At 60.2% G+C, this 20,955-nt stretch carries 20 protein-coding genes; 14 read left to right on the top strand and 6 right to left on the bottom strand.

All coding sequences use genetic code 11. The features are described from left to right. The first annotated feature begins 78 nt into the window (after positions 1-78). From lpdA to BUA94_RS14800, 5 genes are all read left to right on the top strand, one after another. Positions 79-1,524 (top strand): dihydrolipoyl dehydrogenase, encoded by a 1,446-nt coding sequence (gene lpdA, locus BUA94_RS14820; RefSeq protein WP_073014099.1) that lies wholly within the window; start codon positions 79-81, stop codon positions 1,522-1,524. Between the two features lie 303 nt (positions 1,525-1,827). After that, a complete protein-coding gene (locus BUA94_RS14815) occupies positions 1,828-2,064 on the top strand; it encodes a GlsB/YeaQ/YmgE family stress response membrane protein (RefSeq protein ID WP_073014098.1) in 237 nt (78 codons plus the stop codon). Positions 2,065-2,124: 60 nt separating this feature from the next. Further along, positions 2,125-2,562 (top strand): acyl-CoA thioesterase, encoded by a 438-nt coding sequence (locus BUA94_RS14810; RefSeq protein ID WP_073014097.1) that lies wholly within the window; start codon positions 2,125-2,127, stop codon positions 2,560-2,562. Between the two features lie 54 nt (positions 2,563-2,616). Then, positions 2,617-3,591, top strand: a complete 975-nt coding sequence (lipA, locus tag BUA94_RS14805; protein WP_073014096.1) for a lipoyl synthase — start codon at positions 2,617-2,619, stop codon at positions 3,589-3,591. Between the two features lie 18 nt (positions 3,592-3,609). Next, positions 3,610-4,071, top strand: a complete 462-nt coding sequence (locus BUA94_RS14800) for a type II toxin-antitoxin system RatA family toxin (protein ID WP_073014095.1) — start codon at positions 3,610-3,612, stop codon at positions 4,069-4,071. 106 nt (positions 4,072-4,177) lie between these two features. Here the strand turns inward: BUA94_RS14800 and BUA94_RS14795 are convergent, their stop codons facing one another. The 5 genes from BUA94_RS14795 to BUA94_RS14775 all read right to left on the bottom strand — a co-directional run bounded on the left by BUA94_RS14795 (position 4,178) and on the right by BUA94_RS14775 (position 7,787). Continuing rightward, positions 4,178-4,669: a hypothetical protein gene (locus BUA94_RS14795; protein WP_139251147.1), complete on the bottom strand. Its 492-nt coding sequence runs from the start codon at positions 4,667-4,669 to the stop codon at positions 4,178-4,180. Between the two features lie 93 nt (positions 4,670-4,762). Then, complete coding sequence (locus tag BUA94_RS14790; protein WP_208980107.1) at positions 4,763-5,236, bottom strand: hypothetical protein; 474 nt, start codon at positions 5,234-5,236, stop codon at positions 4,763-4,765. A 221-nt stretch (positions 5,237-5,457) separates the two neighbouring features. After that, a complete protein-coding gene (locus BUA94_RS14785) occupies positions 5,458-5,859 on the bottom strand; it encodes a hypothetical protein (RefSeq protein WP_139251146.1) in 402 nt (133 codons plus the stop codon). A 166-nt stretch (positions 5,860-6,025) separates the two neighbouring features. After that, on the bottom strand, positions 6,026-6,523 hold the full coding sequence (locus BUA94_RS14780) for a CinA family protein (RefSeq protein WP_073014091.1): 498 nt from the start codon (positions 6,521-6,523) through the stop codon (positions 6,026-6,028). 16 nt (positions 6,524-6,539) lie between these two features. Then, the gene (locus BUA94_RS14775) at positions 6,540-7,787 is read right to left on the bottom strand and encodes a bifunctional 2-C-methyl-D-erythritol 4-phosphate cytidylyltransferase/2-C-methyl-D-erythritol 2,4-cyclodiphosphate synthase (RefSeq protein WP_073014090.1); all 1,248 of its coding nucleotides are present in this window, start codon (positions 7,785-7,787) and stop codon (positions 6,540-6,542) included. A 179-nt stretch (positions 7,788-7,966) separates the two neighbouring features. Between BUA94_RS14775 and dusB the strand changes: the two genes are divergently transcribed. The 9 genes from dusB to hflX all read left to right on the top strand — a co-directional run bounded on the left by dusB (position 7,967) and on the right by hflX (position 19,777). Next, positions 7,967-8,992 (top strand): tRNA dihydrouridine synthase DusB, encoded by a 1,026-nt coding sequence (gene dusB / locus BUA94_RS14770; protein ID WP_073014089.1) that lies wholly within the window; start codon positions 7,967-7,969, stop codon positions 8,990-8,992. Continuing rightward, positions 8,989-10,128: a two-component system sensor histidine kinase NtrB gene (locus BUA94_RS14765; protein WP_073014088.1), complete on the top strand. Its 1,140-nt coding sequence runs from the start codon at positions 8,989-8,991 to the stop codon at positions 10,126-10,128. Before dusB ends, BUA94_RS14765 begins: the two co-directional genes overlap by 4 nt. A 2-nt stretch (positions 10,129-10,130) precedes the next feature. Further along, complete coding sequence (gene ntrC / locus BUA94_RS14760) at positions 10,131-11,570, top strand: nitrogen regulation protein NR(I) (protein WP_073014395.1); 1,440 nt, start codon at positions 10,131-10,133, stop codon at positions 11,568-11,570. Between the two features lie 285 nt (positions 11,571-11,855). Continuing rightward, positions 11,856-14,117, top strand: coding sequence for a sensor histidine kinase NtrY-like (locus BUA94_RS14755; RefSeq protein ID WP_073014087.1), 2,262 nt, complete (start codon positions 11,856-11,858; stop codon positions 14,115-14,117). Next, positions 14,107-15,471, top strand: a complete 1,365-nt coding sequence (ntrX, locus tag BUA94_RS14750; RefSeq protein WP_073014086.1) for a nitrogen assimilation response regulator NtrX — start codon at positions 14,107-14,109, stop codon at positions 15,469-15,471. The genes BUA94_RS14755 and ntrX overlap by 11 nt, the downstream gene beginning before the upstream one ends. Positions 15,472-15,546: 75 nt before the next feature. After that, positions 15,547-16,923 carry a Trk system potassium transporter TrkA gene (trkA, locus tag BUA94_RS14745; protein WP_073014085.1) on the top strand — a complete coding sequence of 459 codons (1,377 nt, stop codon included), beginning with the start codon at positions 15,547-15,549 and terminating at the stop codon, positions 16,921-16,923. A gap of 149 nt (positions 16,924-17,072) precedes the next feature. Then, positions 17,073-17,936: a D-amino-acid transaminase gene (locus tag BUA94_RS14740; RefSeq protein ID WP_073014394.1), complete on the top strand. Its 864-nt coding sequence runs from the start codon at positions 17,073-17,075 to the stop codon at positions 17,934-17,936. Between the two features lie 209 nt (positions 17,937-18,145). Further along, a complete protein-coding gene (hfq, locus tag BUA94_RS14730; RefSeq protein ID WP_073014083.1) occupies positions 18,146-18,400 on the top strand; it encodes an RNA chaperone Hfq in 255 nt (84 codons plus the stop codon). Positions 18,401-18,490: 90 nt separating this feature from the next. Beyond that, positions 18,491-19,777 (top strand): GTPase HflX, encoded by a 1,287-nt coding sequence (gene hflX, locus BUA94_RS14725; protein WP_073014082.1) that lies wholly within the window; start codon positions 18,491-18,493, stop codon positions 19,775-19,777. 234 nt (positions 19,778-20,011) lie between these two features. Here hflX and fcl read toward each other — a convergent pair whose 3' ends face one another. After that, a complete protein-coding gene (gene fcl, locus BUA94_RS14720; protein WP_073014081.1) occupies positions 20,012-20,953 on the bottom strand; it encodes a GDP-L-fucose synthase in 942 nt (313 codons plus the stop codon). Between the last annotated feature and the right edge of the window lie 2 nt (positions 20,954-20,955).

Raw genomic sequence — 20,955 nt, 5'->3', positions numbered from 1 at the left:
CGGCCTTCTTTTCAGGCCCTGTCCCGCACAAGCGGACCGGTGCGAAAGCGCGGTTCCAGTCCAAGGAGATGGTGTCCCGTGTCGAACAATTATGACGTCCTTATCATCGGTTCCGGCCCCGGCGGCTATGTGACCGCGATCCGTTCCGCGCAGCTCGGCCTGAAGACGGCAATCATCGAGCGCGAGCATCTGGGCGGCATCTGCCTCAATTGGGGCTGCATCCCCACCAAGGCGCTGCTGCGCTCTGCCGAGATCATGGACCACGCCAACCACGCCAAGTCCTATGGCCTGACGCTGGAAGGCAAGATGACCGCCGACGTCAAGGACGTGGTTGCCCGCTCGCGCGGTGTCTCCGCCCGTCTCAACGGCGGTGTCGGCTTCCTGATGAAGAAGAACAAGATCGATGTGATCTGGGGCGAAGCCAAGCTGAGCAAGCCGGGTGAAGTCGTCGTCGGCGCCTCCACAAAGCCGGCCGTGCAGCCGCAGAACCCGGTGCCGAAGGGCGTCAAGGGTGAAGGCACTTATACGGCCAAGCACATCATCGTCGCCACCGGCGCCCGTCCGCGTGCCCTGCCGGGCATCGAGCCGGATGGCAAGCTGATCTGGACCTATTTTGAAGCCATGAAGCCGGACTTCATGCCGAAGTCCCTGGTGGTCATGGGCTCCGGTGCCATCGGCATCGAGTTTGCGTCCTTCTACCGCTCCATGGGTGTGGATGTGACGGTCGTGGAAGTCATGTCGCAGGTCATGCCGGTCGAAGATGCGGAAATCTCCGCCATCGCCCGCAAGGCGCTGGAAAAGCGTGGGCTGAAGATCCTGACCGAAGCCAAGGTTGCCAAGGTCGAGAAGGGCGCAAACTCCATCACCGCCCATGTGGAGACTAAGGACGGCAAGGTTCAGCAGATCACCGCCGACCGCCTGATCTCCGCTGTCGGCGTTGTCGGCAACATCGAGAACCTCGGTCTGGAAGCGCTTGGCGTGAAGACCGACCGTGGCTGCATCGTCATTGATGGCTACGGCAAGACCAACGTGCCCGGCCTCTATGCCATCGGCGACGTGGCAGGTCCCCCGATGCTCGCCCACAAGGCAGAGCATGAAGGCGTCATCTGCATCGAGAAGATTGCCGGCCTGCCGGGTGTCCATCCGATGGACAAGGGCAAGATCCCGGGCTGCACCTACTGCAACCCGCAGGTCGCATCTGTCGGTCTGACGGAAGCCAAGGCCAAGGAACAGGGCCGGGACATCCGCGTCGGCCGCTTCTCCTTTGGCGCAAACGGCAAGGCCATTGCGCTGGGTGAGGACAACGGTCTGATCAAGACCATTTTTGACAAGAAGACCGGCGAGCTGATCGGTGCCCACATGGTGGGGGCGGAAGTGACCGAGTTGATCCAGGGCTTTGTTGTCGCCATGAACCTGGAGACGACCGAGGAAGACCTGATGCACACCATCTTCCCGCATCCGACCCTGTCAGAGATGATGAAGGAAAGCGTGCTCGACGCCTACGGCCGGGCTCTGAACGCCTGATTTGATTGCATAAAGACCGGCGGGCTCCAGCCGGTCTTTGTTTATGGACTGGGAAAGCCGTGCTGGTTCTCTGGTCAGTTCGCTCCTTGCTCCGGCATGCCATGGCTTGACCATGGCATCCATGCCGTTCCGCCACCTGAAAGCACGGCATTTCTGGTGGGACAGGTTACGGGGTAGATTGCAGGATCAAGTCCTGCAATGACGAGGATGGAGAGGTTTGGACCCTCATCTGTCGCTGGCCAGTTGGCATGTGGCAGAGCTCTTTTAAGTCCAGCCGCCGCAAGCCAAAAAGGAAACACGGCAATGGGTTTCATTCTCTGGATCATCATCGGCCTGATCGCTGGTGCGATTGCGCACCGGGTGCTGAACAGCCGCGGCGGGTTCCTGGGCAGTCTGGTGGTCGGTCTGGTTGGTGCCCTGGTCGGTGGAGAACTGGCGCATATGCTGCGGCTCAATGTCACCGGCGGCATGCTGGACCAATTGGTCATTGCCACCCTTGGAGCGATCCTGTTTCTGTTCATCTGGAAAAAGGTGTTCTGAGGCAGCTCAGGAACAGCCGGCTCCAACGGAACGAGAACCAAGTGCCCGAAAGGCAGCGTTTTGAACAAACTCCCAGACAGTCTCGAGGCCTATCCCTTCAAGTCCGAAGACAAGATCCGCTATGGTGACTGTGATGCCATGGGCCACGTCAACAACGCGGTCTTCTCCACCTTCCTGGAAACGGGCCGGGTCGAGGTGCTGATGGACGACCGGGCCGATGTTCTGTCCGAGGATTGCGGTTTCGTGATTGTCCGGCTGGAACTGGATTACATGGGAGAAGTCCGCTGGCCGGGAAAGGTTCAGACCGGCACGGGCGTTCTGAGCGTCAATTCCAGTTCCGTGGCCTTTGGGCAGATGGTGTTTCAGGACGGAAAGCCGGTTGCCCGTGCCAAGTCGGTGATCGTCCAGATGAACAAGACAACGCGGAAATCCCAGCGATTGTCAGATTTTGCCCGTGAGCGTTTCAAGGCCTGCCAGCTTGAAGGCGTGGACGCATAGCAGGCATGCGAAAGAAGCCTTGACCTTTTTTCAGAAGAGCGACATGTGAAGCCCATGGTTACGATCGTCGACACGCTTACGCGCGGCACAGATGCGCGCAATGAACGGCCCCGCCACCCGGAGAAGGCCCACCGGCCTGACAATCCGGTTCAGCGCAAGCCGCAGTGGATTCGCGTCAAGGCGCCGACGTCTCCGGTCTACCGGGAAACCCATGACATCGTGAAGAAGAACGGTCTGGTGACCGTCTGTGAGGAAGCCGGCTGCCCGAACATTGGGGAATGCTGGTCGAAGAAGCATGCCAGCTTCATGATCCTCGGCGACACATGTACCCGCGCCTGCGCCTTCTGCAACGTGCGCACCGGCATGCCCGGCGCGGTCGACCAGAGCGAACCGGCCTCCATCGGCGAAGCCGTTGCGCGCATGGGTCTCGACCATGTTGTGATCACTTCCGTTGACCGGGATGATCTTGACGATGGTGGCGCAACCCACTTTGCCAATGTCATCAAGGCCATCCGCGAGCAGTCGCCCTCGACCACGGTCGAAGTGCTGACCCCGGATTTCCTGCGCAAGGACGGTGCCCTCGAGATCGTCGTGGCAGCCCGTCCGGACGTCTTCAACCACAATCTGGAAACGGTGCCCTCCAAGTACCTCAAGGTCCGTCCGGGCGCCCGTTATTTCCACTCCATCCGCCTGCTGCAGAAGGTCAAGGAACTGGACCCGTCCATGTTCACCAAGTCCGGCATTATGGTTGGTCTCGGCGAAGAGCGGAACGAAGTGCTCCAGCTGATGGATGACCTCCGGGTCGCCGACGTGGACTTCCTGACCGTTGGCCAGTACCTCCAGCCCTCGAAGAAGCATCACCCGGTGCTGTCCTTCGTGACGCCGGAGGAATTCAAGGCCTATGAGAAGATCGCCTATGCAAAGGGCTTCCTCAAGGTTTCGGCCAGCCCGTTGACCCGTTCGTCCCACCATGCCGGTGAAGACTTTGCGGAACTGAAGGCGGCCCGTCAGGCCCGCCAGGGCTTCTGAGGCGGATCCCGGAACGGCATGCCTTCCTTCAGCAACATCCAGCGGGTCAATCATCCGGCCCGCGACATGTTCAGCCTTGTCGCGGACGTGGAGAAATATCCGCAGTTCGTACCTCTGTGCCAGGCGCTGCATGTGCGTGGCCGCAAGGAGCTGGGCAATGGCCGGTCCGTTCTGGTCGCGGACATGACGGTTGCCTACAAGATGTTCAAGGAAACCTTCACCAGCCGGGTGGAACTGGTTCCGGACGAGCACAAGATCCTGGTCCAGTATCTCGACGGCCCGTTCCGCCACCTGGACAACCAGTGGACCTTTACCGATCAGGGCGAAGGCCAGTGCGACGTCGGTTTTTTCATTGATTATGAATTCAAGAGCCGCGCGCTTGGCACCCTGATGGGCGCCATGTTCGACAAGGCTTTCCGCAAGTTCTCAAAGGCTTTCGAGGAACGCGCCGACGCGATCTATGGCACGCAGCGGATCTGATTCCTCTGGCCTGCTCTGAGCAGGGCTAAAAGTCCGTCTCGAAGGATGGGCTCCAGACGAGCCGTTTGCAGCGCCCTGCAGATGGCAATGGGGAGTAGTTGGCGGGCTACTTGAAGCCCTTGAAGGCCTCGCCGATGATCTTCAGCCGGTTTCCGCCGCCCACTCCGTCCTTGGCCTGGCGCAGCCTGGCCAATTCAAGATCATTGAGGCCGAGATCATCCAGCGTGACCTGAGTCTGGGGGTCCTCGCACAAGACGCGGCGTTCGTTCAGGTCATTGGCTTCGACAACCAGCTTGCGGCCAGCCTCAGCCTCGTTCTGGGTCCAGATCACCGTGTCTTTCGCGACCCAGAACGTGCGGTCGCAATATTGGGCCTCGATGAAGCCCTTCTGGGGCTCCGAGAGGATCTGGTGATAGGCGTGGAACTGGCCTTGCCGGTTGGTCGAGCGAATGTAGAAATCGTCGGTCGGCAATGACATGGGGTCAGCGGTTGCGAGGTCTGACGCGGTGAACAGGGGAACCATTACCGCCATCACAGCGAGAAGCTTGCAGCGGTGAGGCTGTATTTCTCGTCGTGTGGAGAGGCGGTTGCGCCGCATGATCGCGCTCCTTGTCGTCATTCCTGGCTCTGGCGATTTTCCGCCGAGAGCGAATATTTCTGGCCGGATCTGCCCAGCCGATGGCTTGTGCCATCAATCGTGATAGGTGGCCTTGCCCCGTGACTTTCCATCCGGCGCGGAGAAAGCCTTGCGGATGGCGGTGAACCGGTGCTTCTGGTTGTCATCCAGATCGGCGCCGTTGCTGTAGAGAACGTAGCGAGCATCTTTCTCGATACCCAGATCCCTCAAGGTGACCTGCTTCTCCGGCTCGTTGCAAATGGGCCGCCAGCCTTTTCCGAAGTTATATTCGACACGGACGATGTTTTCGTTTTCGACCTCAACTTCGGTCCATGCCACTGTGACCGGTCTTATCCAGTAAGTGCGGCCACAATAGGCCACTTGCCGCATTCCCTCGGAGTTCTTGTCGAAAATCTTGTGGCTTCCAAGAAACTGGCCGTTGCCGTCCCGGGAGATCAGATAGAAATCGCCATTTCCAATTTGCGGAGCTGCCTGTGCAACTGTGGCCATCATGCAGAAGCCGAGAGCGGCTCGTATGAGTGTTTGCATAACGGCTCTATCCTATGCAGTTGTTGCCCGCCCTGTAGGACTGGTCGATCCCGCAAGGCTTTTCAACCTGCACGGTAGCAAGGATGTCTGTCGAATTCATTTTGGGGAAACCTAAAGTTTTATCGATGACGAAGAAAACACGAGGCACTTTGCCGTCAGGCTCGAAAAAACATAGGTAGATGTGACAGAGGGGCGGCTGTTTCAACCCACCCACCCGCACGTTAATTTGTGTGGTAGGAGCCGGCTGGCTTCTCGTCGGCCTTGGGGGTGGAGAAGCCGCGCTTCATGCTGTCGAAGACCCCTTCGCTTGCGCCATTGAAGCCGCCGAAATACATCACTTCGGACGCGTCCTGCTTGATGCCGAAATCGTTCAGCGTCACTTGTGTTTGAGGATTGGCACAGATCGGACGCCAGCCTTTGCCAGCACTGTATTCGACCCGGACGATGCGCTTGTTCTCAACCTCTGTTTGCGTCCAGGCAACGGTATAGGGCCGGACCCAGTATTTTTCCTCGCAATAGATTACCTGCTTCATGCCTGCGGCTTTGCGCTTGAAGATCTTGTGGCTGCCAACGAAATTCCCCGCAGTGTCTCTGGAGACGATGGAAAATTCATCGAGAGGCATGGAGGTCTCAGCATTTGCCAAAGGTGCCAGCAGCGCACCGAAACAAGTAAAAACAAAAAGACGCTTCATAATAGTCCGTCACCTCAACCTGAGTTAATGTGAAGATGCACGTGGGGCGGCAATGTATGATTGCAGCAGTGTAGGGGCGGAACCGTAAGGAAAGCGTTCAGGAATGGATAGAATTTGACAGAAGTTCGAATGCGGCCGCAATTGTGAACAACCGGATGCCGTCACGGCCCTTTTGATTGAACAGGGCATGGACGGCCTGGGTCTCCCGTCCCTTGCGGGCAAGGGCGAGATAGACTGTTCCGACGGGCTTTTCTTCCGATCCGCCGCCCGGTCCGGCGATGCCCGTGACGGCCACCGCAAGGTCGGCATTCGAGCGTGACAGAGCACCTTCCGCCATCTCGATGGCGGTTTCCCTGCTGACGGCACCGACCCGCGCCAATGTCTCCTCACGCACGCCCAGCATGTCCATCTTGGCAGCATTCGAATAGGTGACGAAGCCACGGTCCACCACATCGGAGGATCCAGCCACTTCGGTGAGCGTGCCGATGATCAGTCCTCCCGTGCAGGATTCTGCAGTTGCAATCATCAAACCATGCTTTCGCGCAGCCTCGAGCAGGGTTGCTGCATCTTGCGTCAGGGAGGACCAGTCCGTCATGGCAGTGTCTCGCGGTTCAGTCGTCGGTAAAGGGAAGGCGCACGGTTGCACTGGCCATGGCGGCAATGCCCTCCCGGCGGCCGGTAAAGCCAAGGCGTTCAGACGTCGTCGCCTTGACCGAGACACGGGTGACGGGCAGGGCGCAGATCCCGGCAATCTTCGCGCGGATCACATCGCGGTGCGGGCCGATCTTCGGCGCTTCGCAGATGATCGTGACGTCGAGATGGGCAATTCTGCCGCCAAGCTCTTGAACCCGTCGGATGGCATCCTGAAGGAACTGATCCGAGGCAGCGCCCTTCCACTTGGGGTCGGACGGCGGGAAATGCGCGCCGATGTCCCCATCTGCAATCGCGCCGAGAATGGCATCGGTCAGGGCGTGAAGCGCCACATCCGCATCGGAATGGCCCTTGAGCTTCCGGTCATGGGGAATGGCAACGCCGCCCAGAATGACCGCATCGCCCGGCTCAAAGGCGTGCACGTCATAGCCCGTGCCGTGGCGGATGTCACCGAGACCGGAAAGCGGGGGCAGGGCACTGGAAGTCATGGTGATCCTCTGTTCGGCACGGACAAGGTCCGCCTGTGTCGTAATCTTGAAATTGTCCGGATGACCTTCGGCGAGGCTGGTCGTCAGACCATCCCATTCACCGACCGCCGTGTCATCCGTGAAATCGTCGCGCCCCGCCGCCTCTGCCCTCAGATGGGCGGCGTGAATTGCCGGAAAGGCAAAGCCCTGAGGGGTCTGGGCAGCCCAGAGATGGCTCCGGTCCACGGTTTCGAGCCGGCTGTCTTCGGGGCAAAGGCGCTTGAGCGTGTCGAACACGGGGACCGCGGCAAGGACGGCGGCCTTGCCCTCGTCAAGCTGGCCGAGAACCCTTGTGATGACATCAGCCGGAATGAAGGGGCGGGCCGCATCATGGATGAGAACCTGATCAGGCGCTGTTCCGGAATTGGATTCAGCAAGTGCCATCAATCCCTTGCGGACCGAGATCTGTCTCGTTCTGCCGCCGGTGACCGGAGGCAGGAGGCCGGTGCGCAAGCTCGCGGGAAGAGCAGAGATGGCAGTCTCATAGAGGTCCAGGTCGTCCTCATGAATGACAACAAGCGTTTTGCTGATCCCCGGATGAGACAAAAACGCCCCTAGCGTATGTGACAGGATAGGCATTCCGCCCAGAAGCCGGTATTGCTTCGGCCGGTCGCCGTCGCCGCCAGAAAGGCGCGAGCCGCGTCCTGCTGCAACGATAAGCGCTGCCGCTTGCTTGGTCATTTCCGGTCTCCGCACCGTGTCTTTCGGTGCTGTTCTAGCCGGGAATTCATCTGCGTGGTACCGGGCATGTTGCAGGATCCGGTGAAGTATCAATCACAAAGCGATAAATGAGGCATTTTCGCACTTGCCGCAGTGCGAAATATGGCTACGATATAGGCACTCTCAAGTGTGCACAGGATATGAGCAAAGTTAACCCTGCGTCGCGTGTTCCCTCCCTGCGGATCGGACACCTCAGCCTTGATAATCCCGCTGTCCTTGCCCCGATGTCCGGGGTCACGGATCTGCCATTCCGTCGAATCGCCCAAAAGTTTGGCGCGGGAATGGTCGTGAGTGAAATGGTGGCAAGCGAGCTCTTTATCCGCGGAGACGCGGAAACCCAGATGCGTGCCGAAGCGCAGGACGGTGGTCTGCATGTGGTGCAGCTGGCCGGACGTGAAGCCCGCTGGATGGGGGAGGCTGCCAAGGTCGTCGCAGGAGCTGGCGCGGATGTCATCGACATCAACATGGGCTGTCCTGCCAAGAAGGTGACGACCGGCTATTCCGGGTCTGCCTTGATGCGTGATCTGGATCATGCCCTGACCCTGATCGAGGCAACCGTCGGGGCTGTCGATGTTCCCGTGACCGTCAAGATGCGCCTGGGCTGGGACGAGCGTTCCCTGAATGCACCGGAGCTGGCCTCAAGGGCGGAGGCGGCCGGTGTGCAGCTGGTCACCGTTCATGGCCGCACCCGTTGCCAGTTCTACAAGGGCACCGCCAACTGGGACGCCATCGCCGCGATCAAGCAGGCGGTTTCCATTCCGGTTGTCGCCAATGGGGACTGCTGCACCTATGAAGACGCCGACACGATGCGCCGCAAGTCTGGTGCCGATGGGGTCATGATCGGGCGCGGCGCCTATGGCAAGCCCTGGCTGCCGGGCTGGATCGGCCATTATCTCAATACGGGTGAAAAGCGCGCGGCCCCCTGTGGCCGCGAGCTGGCGGATCTGGCGCTTGAGCATTACGACAGCATCCTGTCCCATTACGGTGTCCGTTTTGGCGTGCGTATCGCGCGCAAGCATATGGGCTGGTATCTGGACGGTTCGGATCTTGGCCGCGACATGCCGTCCGACCTCCGCCGCCTTCTCATGACTTCCAACGATCCGGATGAGGTGATCCGCCTTGCCTCTTCCTGGTTCTCAACCTCCCTGCAACGGAGTGCCGCATGACGCCTCAGGCTATGAAAGCCGGGCGCGCCGCCGCCCTCGCCAGTGATGGACCGACCATTCTGGATGCCCTCCCGCATCCGGTTCTGCTCGTCGCTCCAGATGGCGTGATCGAATCCGCGAACATGGCCGCTGAAATTTTCATGCGGTCCAGTGTCTCGGTGCTGCGCCGCCACCCCATCGACTATTTCATCCCTTTCGGCAGCCCGCTTCTCACCTTGATCGAACAGGTGCGCGAGCGCGGAGCTGCCGTGAATGAATACAAGGTCGATATCGGATCGCCGCGCATCGGCGCGCCCAAGATCGTCGACATCAATGCCTCGCCGGTCTCCGACCGTCCCGGCGCTGTCGTCCTGATGTTCCAGGAACGCTCCATGGCGGAAAAGATCGACCGTCAGTTGACCTCGCGCGGGGCTGCCCGCACCGTCACCGGGCTTGCGGCCATGTTGGCCCATGAGATCAAGAACCCGCTCTCCGGCATTCGTGGCGCTGCCCAGCTTCTGGAACAGTCGGTTCCGGACGAGGACCGTGCGCTGACCCGTCTGATCACGGACGAGACCGACCGGATCGTGAAGCTGGTCGACCGGATGGAAGTGTTCTCCGACGAGCGTCCGATCGAACGGGAGCCGGTCAATATCCATGTGGTCCTGGATCATGTGAAGCGGCTCGCCGACAGCGGTTTTGCCCGGGGCAAGAAGATCACGGAAGCCTATGATCCGTCCTTGCCGCCGGTCTATGCCAATAAGGACCAGCTCATTCAGGTTTTCCTCAATCTGATCAAGAACGCCAGCGAAGCCATTGGCGATGATCCGGATGGGGAAATCCGCATCACCACCGCGTTCCGCCCCGGTATCCGCCTGTCTGTGCCCGGCACCGACGAGCGCGTCAGTCTGCCGCTGGAATTCACGGTGCAGGACAATGGCCCGGGCGTGCCCGATGACCTGCTGCCGCATCTCTTTGAGCCGTTCATCACCACAAAGACCAATGGGTCGGGTCTGGGCCTTGCCCTGGTTGCCAAGATTATCGGCGACCATGGCGGCGTGATCGAGTGCGACAGCATTCCCCGCAAGACCACCTTCCGGATCTTGATGCCGGCCTATGTTGAACCTGAGGCTTCCTCCAGCGACGGGACCGAATGACCATGCCGACAGGCACAATCCTTGTAGCCGATGACGATGCGGCCATCCGTACAGTTCTGAACCAGGCCCTGTCGCGAGCCGGTTACACCGTGCGCCTGACCTCCAATGCCACCACCCTGTGGCGCTGGATTTCATCGGGCGACGGAGATCTGGTGATCACCGACGTGGTGATGCCGGACGAAAATATCTTTGACGTTCTGCCGCGGATCAAGAAGCTGCGCCCGGACCTGCCGGTTGTCGTCATGAGTGCGCAGAACACTTTCATGACCGCGATCAGGGCTTCGGAAAAGGGCGCTTACGAATACCTGCCCAAGCCCTTCGACCTGAAGGAGCTGACGAGTATCGTCAGCCGCGCGCTGGAAGAGCCGAAGCTCCGCCGTCCGGCAGAGATCGACGACATGGGCGAGGGCATGCCACTGGTTGGCCGCTCGCCGGCCATGCAGGAGATTTACCGTGTTCTGGCCCGTCTGATGCAGACGGATCTGACCGTGATGATCAACGGCGAGAGCGGTACGGGCAAGGAACTGGTCGCACGGGCACTTCACGACTATGGCAAGCGCCGCAACGGACCGTTTGTGGCCATCAACATGGCCGCGATCCCGCGCGATCTGATCGAAGCTGAACTTTTCGGCCACGAGAAGGGTGCCTTTACCGGTGCGCAGAACCGGTCTTCCGGCCGCTTCGAGCAGGCCGATGGCGGCACGCTGTTCCTGGATGAAATCGGCGACATGCCGATGGAAGCCCAGACGCGTCTTCTGCGCGTTCTGCAGCAGGGGGAATATACGACCGTTGGCGGGCGCACGCCCATCAAGACGGATGTGCGGATCGTGGCGGCGACCAATAAGGATCTGCGTCACCTGATCAATCAGGGCCTGTTCCGTGAGGATCTCTATTTCCGCCTGAACGTGGTTCCGATCCGCCTCCCGCCTCTGCGCGAGCGCGTGGAGGACATTCCGGATCTGGTGCGTCACTTCTTTGCCCTGGCGGAGAAGGAAGGCCTGCCGCCCAAGCAGGTCGACCAGGGGGCTATGAATCTCCTGCGCCGCTACCGCTGGCCGGGCAACGTGCGCGAATTGGAAAACCTCGTCCGCCGTATGGCTGCGCTCTATCCGCAGGATGTGATCGGCGAGGGCCTTCTTGAGACCGAACTCAGCCAGCCGGCCGTGTCGCCGCTGGAAGAGGAAAACCCGCAGAACATCAATCTGGGGGCATCGGTCGAGCGCTATCTCAACGGCTATTTCGACAATTACGGCGATGCGCTGCCGCCTCCGGGCCTTTATCACCGCATCCTCCGGGAGGTCGAGTATCCCTTGATCAGTGCGGCCCTGGCTGCGACACGCGGCAACCAGATCAAGGCGGCCGAATTGCTCGGTGTGAACAGAAACACCCTGCGCAAGAAGATCCGGGACTTGGATATCCAGGTCATGCGGTCCTCGCGTTGATGTGACCGGCTCCGGGGGCTCTCCCCGGAGCCTCAATTCTTTGAGTTTTTTCCTTGCGGCCGCTCTGGCTGTGATTTTTGAGGGGTGCCAGGCTCTGGCGCTTCCCTGTAGACATTCTACGATTTGGGCGTGAATGTCGCAATTTGGCAACAATGTGTGATAACTGTGCCGCAGCGTCGGAAATGACAGTGGGGCTTCGCGTCTTCGCCAGTCTGAGCAAGGCGGCTCTATTGTTTTGAGGATGTTCAGCTTTTCCGGCAGCTGGCAGCAGGTTTACGGGGACAGATGATTCTGGCGGGGACACAGACAGCGCAGCAGGCGGCTCAGCAGGCGCAGGTGTCGAGCGGCAAGCTCGGACGGCGGATCGGTCTGGCCATCATGGTGGTGGCGCTCATCTCGATCGGCGTTACCTTCTTCGTCCTGACGGGCCTGACGCCGATTGCGCCGACCGAAGGTGTCGTCTGGATTGCTCTTGGCATCAATGGTGCGCTTGCCTCCTGCCTCATCTGTGCCATCGGCTGGGAAATCGCCAAGCTGCTGAATGCCCGCCGCAGGGGACGCGCAGCCGCACGGCTTCACGTGCGGGTGGTCACTCTGTTCAGTCTCGTGGCCGCCGTTCCGGCGCTGCTGATGGCCGTTCTCGCCACGTTTACCCTCGACAAGGGGCTGGACCGGTGGTTCGAGGACCGGACGCGCCAGATCATCGGCAATGCACTGACGGTTGCTCAGGCCTATCTGCAGGAACATGCGCGCGTGCTGCGCGGCGATCTCATCGCCATGTCTAACGACGTCGACCGGGCCCGCCAGCTCTATGACTACGAGCCGACCCGGTTCGATTCCTTCTTTTCCGCCCAGGCCTCCGTGCGCGGTCTGCTGGCTGCCTTCATCATGAATTCCGACGGCACCGTGGTGACCCGCGTCATCCTGGATTCGAATGCCAAGGTGCTGCTGCCGCCGCAAAGCACTTACAAGACCGCCGACAGCGGCGAGCCGGTGCTGATCGCGCCCGGCCGCTCGAACCTCGTCGGCGGGGTGATGAAACTCTCGGCCTATTCGGATTTCTATCTCTACGCGGTCAAGGCCATGGATCCAAAGGTGCTGGAATACCAGCGCCTGACGGAAGCAGGGGTGACGGAGTATCAGGAGCTTGAGAACAGCCGCTTTGGTGTTCAGATCGCCTTTGCGCTCGTTTATCTCGGCGTGGCTCTGGTGCTGCTTCTCTCGGCCATCTGGATTGGCTTCGGCTTTGCCAACCGGCTTGTGTCGCCGATCCGGACCCTGATTTCTGCAGCCGATGAAGTTGCCAAGGGCAATCTCAAGGTGAAGGTCGCCTCCAGCGAGGCCGAAGGGGACCTGGCCAATCTCGGCACGACCTTCAACAAGATGACTGGTCAGCTGATGGGGCAGCGGGACGCGCTTTTGGCTGCCAATGAGCAGATCGACCGCCGCCGCCGTTTCAATGAGGCGGTGCTGTCCGGCGTTTCCACCGGCGTGATCGGCATTGATGATGAGGCCTCGATCATGCTTGTGAACCGGGCTGCGCAAGGCCTCCTGAGCGTTGAGGAGCTCTCCATCCTTGGCAAGAAGCTGCCGCAAGTGATTCCGGAACTTGGGGAATTCCTGAGTTCTGCCATGGAGCGCGACACGGAACGGTTCCAGGAAACCCAGATCGAAATTCTCCGCAATGGCTTCCAGAGAACGGTGAATGTGAGAATTACCAGCGAACAGTCGACCCGCCGTGAACATGGCTATGTGGTGACGCTGGATGACATCACCGATCTGGTCTCGGCACAGCGAAATTCGGCTTGGGCGGATGTCGCCCGCCGGATCGCCCATGAGATCAAGAACCCGCTGACGCCGATCCAGCTGTCCGCCGAACGCATCCGCCGCCGCTATGGCAAGAAGATCGAGGAGGACCGCACGGTTTTTGATCAGTGCATCGACACGATCATCCGGCAGGTGGGTGACATCGGCCAGATGGTGGACGAATTCTCCTCCTTCGCCCGCATGCGCAAGCCGTCCAAGAGCCTTGCCGACATGCGCAATTCCGTGCGCGAGGCAGCCTTCCTTCAGATCGTCGGCAATCCGGACATGGAAATCAGCACGATTATCCCGGAAGAGCCGGTGGAAGCCGTGTTCGACAACCGCCTGATCGGCCAGGCCCTCACCAACGTGATCAAGAACGCGGCCGAGGCGATCGAAGGGCGGACGGGCGAAGATCTGCCCAAAGGCAAGATCAAGGTGGAGCTTTCAAAGGCCGGAGACCTGATTGTGATCGACGTCACGGACAATGGCGTCGGATTGCCCGAGGAAAACAGACAACGGCTTCTTGAGCCCTATATGACCACCCGGGAGAAGGGAACGGGACTTGGCCTTGCCATCGTCCGCAAGATCCTGGAGGACCATGGCGGTGGCATCAGCTTGCTGGACGCGCCCGGACGGGCCGACGGCGAGACGGGCACCCTGGTCCGCCTGACAATATCGGCTGTGGCGACGGAAGCGGCTGACGACAATAACGAAAAGACAGTGATGACCCATGGCGCATGACATTCTCGTAGTTGATGACGAAACCGATATCCGGGAAATGATTGCCGGGATTCTGGACGATGAAGGTTTCGGCACCCGTACGGCCAGCAACAGCGACGCGGCGATTGCCGCCATCAAGGAACGTCGGCCGTCCCTGGTGGTTCTGGACATCTGGCTTCAGGGCAGCCGGCTGGATGGTCTTGGCGTTCTGGACGCAATCAAGCAGATGGATCCGGATCTGCCGGTGGTGATCATTTCCGGCCACGGCAACATCGAAACCGCTGTTTCCGCCATCAAGCGCGGCGCCTATGACTATATCGAGAAGCCCTTCAAGGCCGACCGTCTGATCCTGATCGTCGAGCGGGCCCTTGAAGCTTCCAGCCTCCGGCGCGAGATCCGCGAACTGAAGCAGAAGAGTGGCGATCCGGGGGTTTTCATCGGCGAATCGAGTGCGGCCAACCAGCTGCGCCAGACGGTGCAGAAGATCGCGGGCACCAACAGCCGTATCCTGATCACCGGTCCGTCCGGATCGGGCAAGGAACTGGCTGCCCGCATGATCCATGATGCGTCGCCGCGCGCCAAGAGCCCGTTTGTGGTGCTGAACGCCGCGACGATCACGCCGGACCGGATGGAAGAAGAGCTGTTCGGCATCGAGGACGAGCAGGGCAATCCGCGCAAGGTCGGGGCGCTCGAAGAGGCCCATGGTGGCACGCTGTATCTCGATGAAGTGGCCGACATGCCGGCGGAGACCCAGGGAAAGATCCTGCGGGTTCTGGTGGACCAGAGCTTCAGCCGCGTCGGCGGTGCTGGCAAGGTGCAGGTGGATATCCGCATCCTGTCGTCCACGGCGAAGAACCTGGAAGACCTGATTTCCGTGGGTCTGTTCCGTCAGGATCTCTATCACCGTCTTGGCGTTGTACCTCTGCGGGTTCCAGGTCTTGCCGAGCGGCGCGAGGATGTGCCGGTGCTGGTGAAGCATTTCATGGAGCAGATTTCTGCCGCCTCCGGCATTCCGCTGCGGGCCATCGGCGATGACGCCATGGCCGTGCTTCAGACCCATGACTGGCCGGGCAACGTGCGCCAGCTACGCAACAATGTGGAACGCCTGCTGATTCTTGCCCGCGGCGAGCCGGACAGCGTGATCACCGCAGATCTGCTGCCTGCGGAAGTCGGGGCCATGCTGCCCAGCCTTCCGACCACTGGCGGCGAACATCTGATGTCGGTGCCGCTGCGTGAGGCACGGGAAATTTTCGAACGCGACTATTTGCAGGCGCAAATCAAACGCTTCGACGGTAATATCTCGCGCACCGCCGAATTTGTCGGCATGGAACGCTCCGCCTTGCACCGGAAGCTCAAGACACTTGGTCTGTCGTAGGATGGATCGTGCCGTGAGGCCGGGCAGGGAAGTCTGCCGGATCCCGGTAGCATGGGCGCTTGAAGGAATGTGGTTATGAAAGTCGTCATTTGTGGAGCCGGTCAGGTTGGATACGGCATCGCAGAACGCCTTGCGGCGGAACAGAACGATGTCTCGGTCATCGATTCCTCGCCGAAGTTGATCAGCGCCATTGGTGACCAGCTGGACGTGCGTGGTTTCGTCGGCCATGGCGCCCATCCGGATGTTCTGGCCCAGGCCGGGGCTGAAGAAGCGGACATGATCATCGCCGTCACGCTTTATGACGAAGTGAACATGGTCGCCTGTCAGGTGGCCCACTCGCTCTTCAATGTGCCCACCAAGGTCGCCCGTATCCGTGCCCAGAGCTATCTCCAGGGCCGCTGGCAGAGCCTGTTCTCGCGCGAGAACATGCCGATCGACGTGATCATCTCGCCGGAAATCGAAGTGGGCGAAATGGTCCTGCGGCGCCTTGCCCTTCCGGGCGCGGTGGAAACCGTGCGCTTCGCGGATGATCAGGTCGTCACCGTCGGCATCATGTGTGAGGAAGATTGCCCGGTGGTGGACACGCCGCTGCGCCAGCTCACAGAACTCTTTCCCGATCTTGGCGCCGTCGTCGTCGGTGTCGTGCGAAATGGCAAGCTGTTCGTGCCCAAGAGCTCCGACGCTCTTCTGGTTGGCGATCTGGCCTATGTGGTGGCGCGCCGGGATCAGGTCCGCCGTGCTCTCGGCATTTTCGGCCATGAGGAGCCGGAAGCCAGCCGTGTCGTGATCGCAGGCGGTGGCAACATCGGCCTTTATGTGGCCCGTGCGCTTGAGCAGCGTCATTCCAGCACCCGTATCAAGCTGATCGAAGCTTCCCGTGAGCGGGCCGTGTCGATTGCGGACGAGCTGAAGCGCTCGGTGATCCTTCATGGCAGCGCGCTCGACCAGATGATCCTCGACGAAGCGGATGTGGGCACAGCCGACACGATGGTGACGCTCACCAATGACGACGAGGTCAATATTCTGTCCTCCGTCATGGCCAAGAAGCTTGGCTGCCGCCGAAACCTCTCTCTGCTGAACAATCCGAGCTATCCGGCCTTTGCCCAGGCGCTCGGCATCGATGCCTTCATCAATCCGCGTGCCGTCACGATTTCCAAGATTCTGCAGCATGTGCGGCGTGGCCGTATCCGCGGCGTTCACTCGCTTCAGAACGGTGCTGCGGAAGTGGTCGAGGCAGAAGCTCTGGATACGTCACCGCTGGTCGGCCGGCCTCTGCGGGACATCGATCTTCCGTCCGGTATCCGCATTGGTGCGGTCTATCGTGATGGCAAGGTCCTGACGCCCAACGGCGACATGCAGATCTATGCCCGCGACCGGATCGTGATCTTTGCCGTTGCCGCCCGTGTGCGTCAGGTCGAGCAGATGTTCCGCGTCAGCCTCGAATTCTTCTGATGGTGCAGGGACTTTTGCAAACCGCACTTGCAACCGGGGTTGCGTTCGCCGCAAACTGAGTTCAACAATCCGACGAATTGAGAGCGGCATCCTCCCAGGATTCCACGCCGCTGTTGTTTCCTTTCGTGCCTGACTCCCAGGGAGTGATCATGAGCAGAATCGCCTATGTCAACGGACAGTACGTGCCGCACGCGCAAGCAGCCGTTCACGTTGAAGACCGTGGATATCAGTTCGCAGATGGCGTCTATGAAGTCTGTGAAGTCTGGAGCGGCAAGATCGTTGATGCGCCCCGGCATCTGGACCGTCTCGGACGCTCCCTGGGCGAATTGCGCATCGAATGGCCAATGGCTCGCAGGGCGCTGGAATTCGTGATGCGCGAAGTCGTCCGCCGCAACAAGGTCCGCAATGGCATCGTCTATATGCAGGTGACCCGCGGCGTTTCCAGGCGCGATCATTATTTTCCTTCGGAAGATGTGGCACCCTCCATCGTGATCACGGCCCGGTCGGCCAATCCGAAGGTGGCCGACGCAACCGCTGCCAAGGGCATTTCGGTTGTCACCTATCCGGAAAACCGCTGGCCGCGCGTGGACATCAAGACCGTTGCGCTTCTGCCCAACGTTCTGGCCAAGCAGCACGCCAAGGAAAATGGCGCAAAGGAAGCCTGGTATTTCGACAAGGACAATAACGTCACCGAAGGCGGCTCGACCAATGCCTGGATTGTCACCAAGGAAGGCGTTCTGGTCACCAGGCCCGCTGAAAGCGGCATCCTGCGCGGCATCACCCGATCCGTGATCCTCGACATCATTGCGCGGGAAGGGCTGAAATTCGAAGAGCGGCCCTTCTCCGTCGAGGAAGCCAAGAATGCGAAGGAAGCCTTCGTGACGGCCGCATCCACCATCGCGATGCCGGTCGTGAAAATTGACGAAGCAATTATTGGGAATGGGCATCCAGGATCGGTCGCGACACAATTGCGCGAAATGTTCCATACTGCTACAGATTTCATGATGGTTTGATCAACCATCAGGCTGGATGCGGGAGCACGTGCCAATGCCCAGGGCAGGACTGGGCAGGCAAAAGAGCTTTGGCGTGCCGGGGTTGCCTGTTGATGGCAGCTTTCTAGGGGCGGAAGAGTTTGTGTTTAAGGCCCCAGAGGGACAGAATACAGGAAAAGATACCGGATGCCCGGCCGCATTCGGGATAAAAAGGCAGGATAAAAACACTTATGGCTGAACGTACGCAAAACCTTCAGGACACGTTCTTAAATCATGTGCGGAAGCAGAAGACCCCGCTGACGATCTTCTTGATCAACGGCGTCAAGCTGCAGGGGGTTGTGACCTGGTTCGACAATTTCTGTGTTCTGCTGCGCCGCGACGGGCACTCCCAGCTCGTCTACAAGCATGCAATTTCGACCATCATGCCGAACGGGCCTGTTCAGTTGTTTGATCAGGTGGACGAGGGCGAGAAGGCAGGCGACTGATTGACTTCCAAGTCCCCTGAAGATGGCAATAACGGGGTGGGGAGCGAAGCGGAATCCGGAATTGACCGCCGCCCCCAGCCTTTCCGAGCGATGGTTCTCGAACCTGTGGTGCAGTTGCGGCGCGAGGCAGCGGGCGAGGATGTCCGCTCCAACCGCAGCCCTGAAGCGCGCCTTGAAGAAGCCCTAGGGCTCGGCGCCGCAATCAATCTCAACATCGTTCATTCCGCAGTTGTCCGGATCAACCAGCCCAAGCCTGCCATCCTGTTCGGGGAAGGCAAGGTCGAGGAACTGGCTGGCTTGGTTCAGGCTGAGGAAGTCGACCTTGTCGTGGTCGATCATCCGCTGACACCGGTTCAGCAGCGTAACCTTGAGCGCCGCCTGAAGACCAAGGTGATCGACCGGACAGGTCTGATCCTGGAGATCTTCGGTGACCGCGCCCGCACGCGTGAAGGCCGGCTTCAGGTCGATCTTGCGCATCTGACCTGGCAGAAGAGCCGGCTTGTCCGCTCCTGGACCCACCTTGAGCGTCAGCGCGGCGGTGTTGGTTTCATGGGCGGCCCCGGTGAAACCCAGATCGAGTCGGACCGCCGTCAGATTCAGGACCGGATCACGGCGCTTGAAAAGGCGCTTGAGCAGGTTCGCCGCACCCGTGACCTTCACCGCAAGAAGCGCAAGAAGATCCCGCAGCCGGTCGTCGCGCTGGTCGGCTACACGAACGCTGGCAAATCGACGCTGTTCAACCGGATGACGGAATCGGACGTCTTCGCCAAGGATCTCCTGTTCGCAACGCTCGACCCGACCCTGCGCAAGATCCGGCTGCCACATGGGCGTGAGGTGATCCTCTCCGACACTGTGGGCTTCATTTCCGAGCTGCCGACCCATCTCGTGGCTGCATTCCGTGCGACACTTGAAGAGGTCCTGGAAGCCGATCTCATCCTTCATGTCCGCGATATTTCCCATCCGGATACGGATGCGCAGGCTGAGGACGTGAAAAAGACGCTGACGGATCTTGGCGTCAGTGCTCAGACCGGTGCGCCGATCGTGGAAGTTTGGAACAAGATTGACCGTCTGGACCCGGCCTATGCCGAAAAGCTGCTGACCTCTCAGGACGGCGAGGGGCCGGTTGCCCTGTCGGCTTTGACCGGCAGCGGCATCGATGCGCTTTATGCCCGGATCGAAGCTTTCATGGGCCAGAACGACGATCTGTTCTCGCTGGCTCTGCCGGTGACAGACGGTGGCCTGATCGCGGCGCTCTATCAGATGGCCGAAGTCCTGGAGCGGGAGGACGGCGAAAAGGAAATCCGCGTCGAAGTGCGGGTCTCCGACAAGCAGCGCGGCCCCTTCCGGGATCGGTTCAAGCCCTTCATCGTGATCTGAAAAACAAAAGCCCGCGATATCACTTCGCGGGCTTTTGTTTGAGAAGGCTCGACCCTCACCCGGCGCTTTGCGCCGACCTCTCCCGGTCCCGGGAGAGGTGTTTGGGGCCTGCGCGCGGTCAAGTTTTAGGAAAACTTGCGGCAAGCTCAGCCTCAACCTCTCCCAAAGCTGGGAGAGGTCGGACTGCAAGGTCCGGGTGAGGGTTAGAGCCTATTCGACTTCAAATGACTTGGATTACTTCCCGGCAACATCCCGCAGGAAGCAGTCATAGGTCTGGGTGACACCATCCTTGAGGCTTCTCGCCTTGTTCCAGCCAAGGCCATGCAGGTAGGAACTGTCCATCAGCTTGCGCGGTGTGCCATCCGGCTTGGTGCTGTCAAAGACGAGTTCTGCCTCGTAGCCGGCCACCGAGGCGATCGTTTCGGCCAGTTCCCGGATGGTGACTTCAGAGCCTGACCCCACATTGACCGGCACATCGCCCGAATAGGACTTCAGCAGGAAGACGAGGGCGTCGGCCAGATCGTCCACATGCAGGAATTCCCGCAAGGGCGTTCCGGATCCCCAGAGCGTCACAGACGGGCTGCCCGCAACCTTTGCCTCATGGAACTTGCGCAGGAGCGCAGGCAGCACATGGCTGGATTCCAGGTCGTAATTGTCGCCGGGACCATAGAGGTTGGTCGGCTGGGCAGAGATGAAGTCCACCCCATATTGCTTGCGATAGGCCTGGCACATCTTGATGCCGGCGATCTTTGCAATCGCATACCATTCGTTGGTCGGCTCGAGGGCTCCGGTCAGAAGATGCTCTTCCTTGATCGGCTGCGGCGCAAACTTCGGATAGATGCAGGACGACCCCAGGAACAGCAGCTTTTCAACGCCATTTTCGTAAGCGGCATGAATGACGTTGGCTTCGAGGACCAGATTGTCCCGGATGAATTCCGCCGGTCTTGAGTTGTTGGCGTGAATGCCGCCAACTTTCGCAGCTGCGAGAACAATGGCATCCGGCTTTTCCCGCGCCATCCAGGCGTTGACAGCGGCCTGATCGGTGAGATCCACCACGTCGCGGCCGGCTGTGATGACATCGCAGGCTTCCGAGGCAAGGCGCCGGACAACGGCGCCGCCGACCATGCCCCGGTGTCCGGCAACCCAGACCCGTTTTCCGGTCAGATCATAGGTCATGG

It is taken from the genome of Roseibium suaedae (assembly GCF_900142725.1).
GTDB classification, from domain to species: domain Bacteria; phylum Pseudomonadota; class Alphaproteobacteria; order Rhizobiales; family Stappiaceae; genus Roseibium; species Roseibium suaedae.
The sequence above is the reverse complement of the archived record's forward strand: the minus strand, read 5'-3'. Positions and strand labels throughout refer to the sequence as shown.

Excerpts from the sequence above, each read along its gene's own strand:
- BUA94_RS14815 (WP_073014098.1), top strand. The coding sequence starts at position 1,828 with ATGGGTTTCATTCTCTGGATCATCATCGGCCTGATCGCTGGTGCGATT.
- lipA (WP_073014096.1), top strand. The coding sequence starts at position 2,617 with ATGGTTACGATCGTCGACACGCTTACGCGCGGCACAGATGCGCGCAAT.
- BUA94_RS14800 (WP_073014095.1), top strand. The coding sequence starts at position 3,610 with ATGCCTTCCTTCAGCAACATCCAGCGGGTCAATCATCCGGCCCGCGAC.
- BUA94_RS14795 (WP_139251147.1), bottom strand. The coding sequence starts at position 4,669 with ATGCGGCGCAACCGCCTCTCCACACGACGAGAAATACAGCCTCACCGC.
- BUA94_RS14790 (WP_208980107.1), bottom strand. The coding sequence starts at position 5,236 with ATGCAAACACTCATACGAGCCGCTCTCGGCTTCTGCATGATGGCCACA.
- BUA94_RS14785 (WP_139251146.1), bottom strand. The coding sequence starts at position 5,859 with ATGCCTCTCGATGAATTTTCCATCGTCTCCAGAGACACTGCGGGGAAT.
- BUA94_RS14780 (WP_073014091.1), bottom strand. The coding sequence starts at position 6,523 with ATGACGGACTGGTCCTCCCTGACGCAAGATGCAGCAACCCTGCTCGAG.
- BUA94_RS14775 (WP_073014090.1), bottom strand. The coding sequence starts at position 7,787 with ATGACCAAGCAAGCGGCAGCGCTTATCGTTGCAGCAGGACGCGGCTCG.
- dusB (WP_073014089.1), top strand. The coding sequence starts at position 7,967 with ATGAGCAAAGTTAACCCTGCGTCGCGTGTTCCCTCCCTGCGGATCGGA.
- BUA94_RS14765 (WP_073014088.1), top strand. The coding sequence starts at position 8,989 with ATGACGCCTCAGGCTATGAAAGCCGGGCGCGCCGCCGCCCTCGCCAGT.
- ntrC (WP_073014395.1), top strand. The coding sequence starts at position 10,131 with ATGCCGACAGGCACAATCCTTGTAGCCGATGACGATGCGGCCATCCGT.
- BUA94_RS14755 (WP_073014087.1), top strand. The coding sequence starts at position 11,856 with ATGATTCTGGCGGGGACACAGACAGCGCAGCAGGCGGCTCAGCAGGCG.
- ntrX (WP_073014086.1), top strand. The coding sequence starts at position 14,107 with ATGGCGCATGACATTCTCGTAGTTGATGACGAAACCGATATCCGGGAA.
- trkA (WP_073014085.1), top strand. The coding sequence starts at position 15,547 with ATGAAAGTCGTCATTTGTGGAGCCGGTCAGGTTGGATACGGCATCGCA.
- BUA94_RS14740 (WP_073014394.1), top strand. The coding sequence starts at position 17,073 with ATGAGCAGAATCGCCTATGTCAACGGACAGTACGTGCCGCACGCGCAA.
- hfq (WP_073014083.1), top strand. The coding sequence starts at position 18,146 with ATGGCTGAACGTACGCAAAACCTTCAGGACACGTTCTTAAATCATGTG.
- hflX (WP_073014082.1), top strand. The coding sequence starts at position 18,491 with ATGGTTCTCGAACCTGTGGTGCAGTTGCGGCGCGAGGCAGCGGGCGAG.
- fcl (WP_073014081.1), bottom strand. The coding sequence starts at position 20,953 with ATGACCTATGATCTGACCGGAAAACGGGTCTGGGTTGCCGGACACCGG.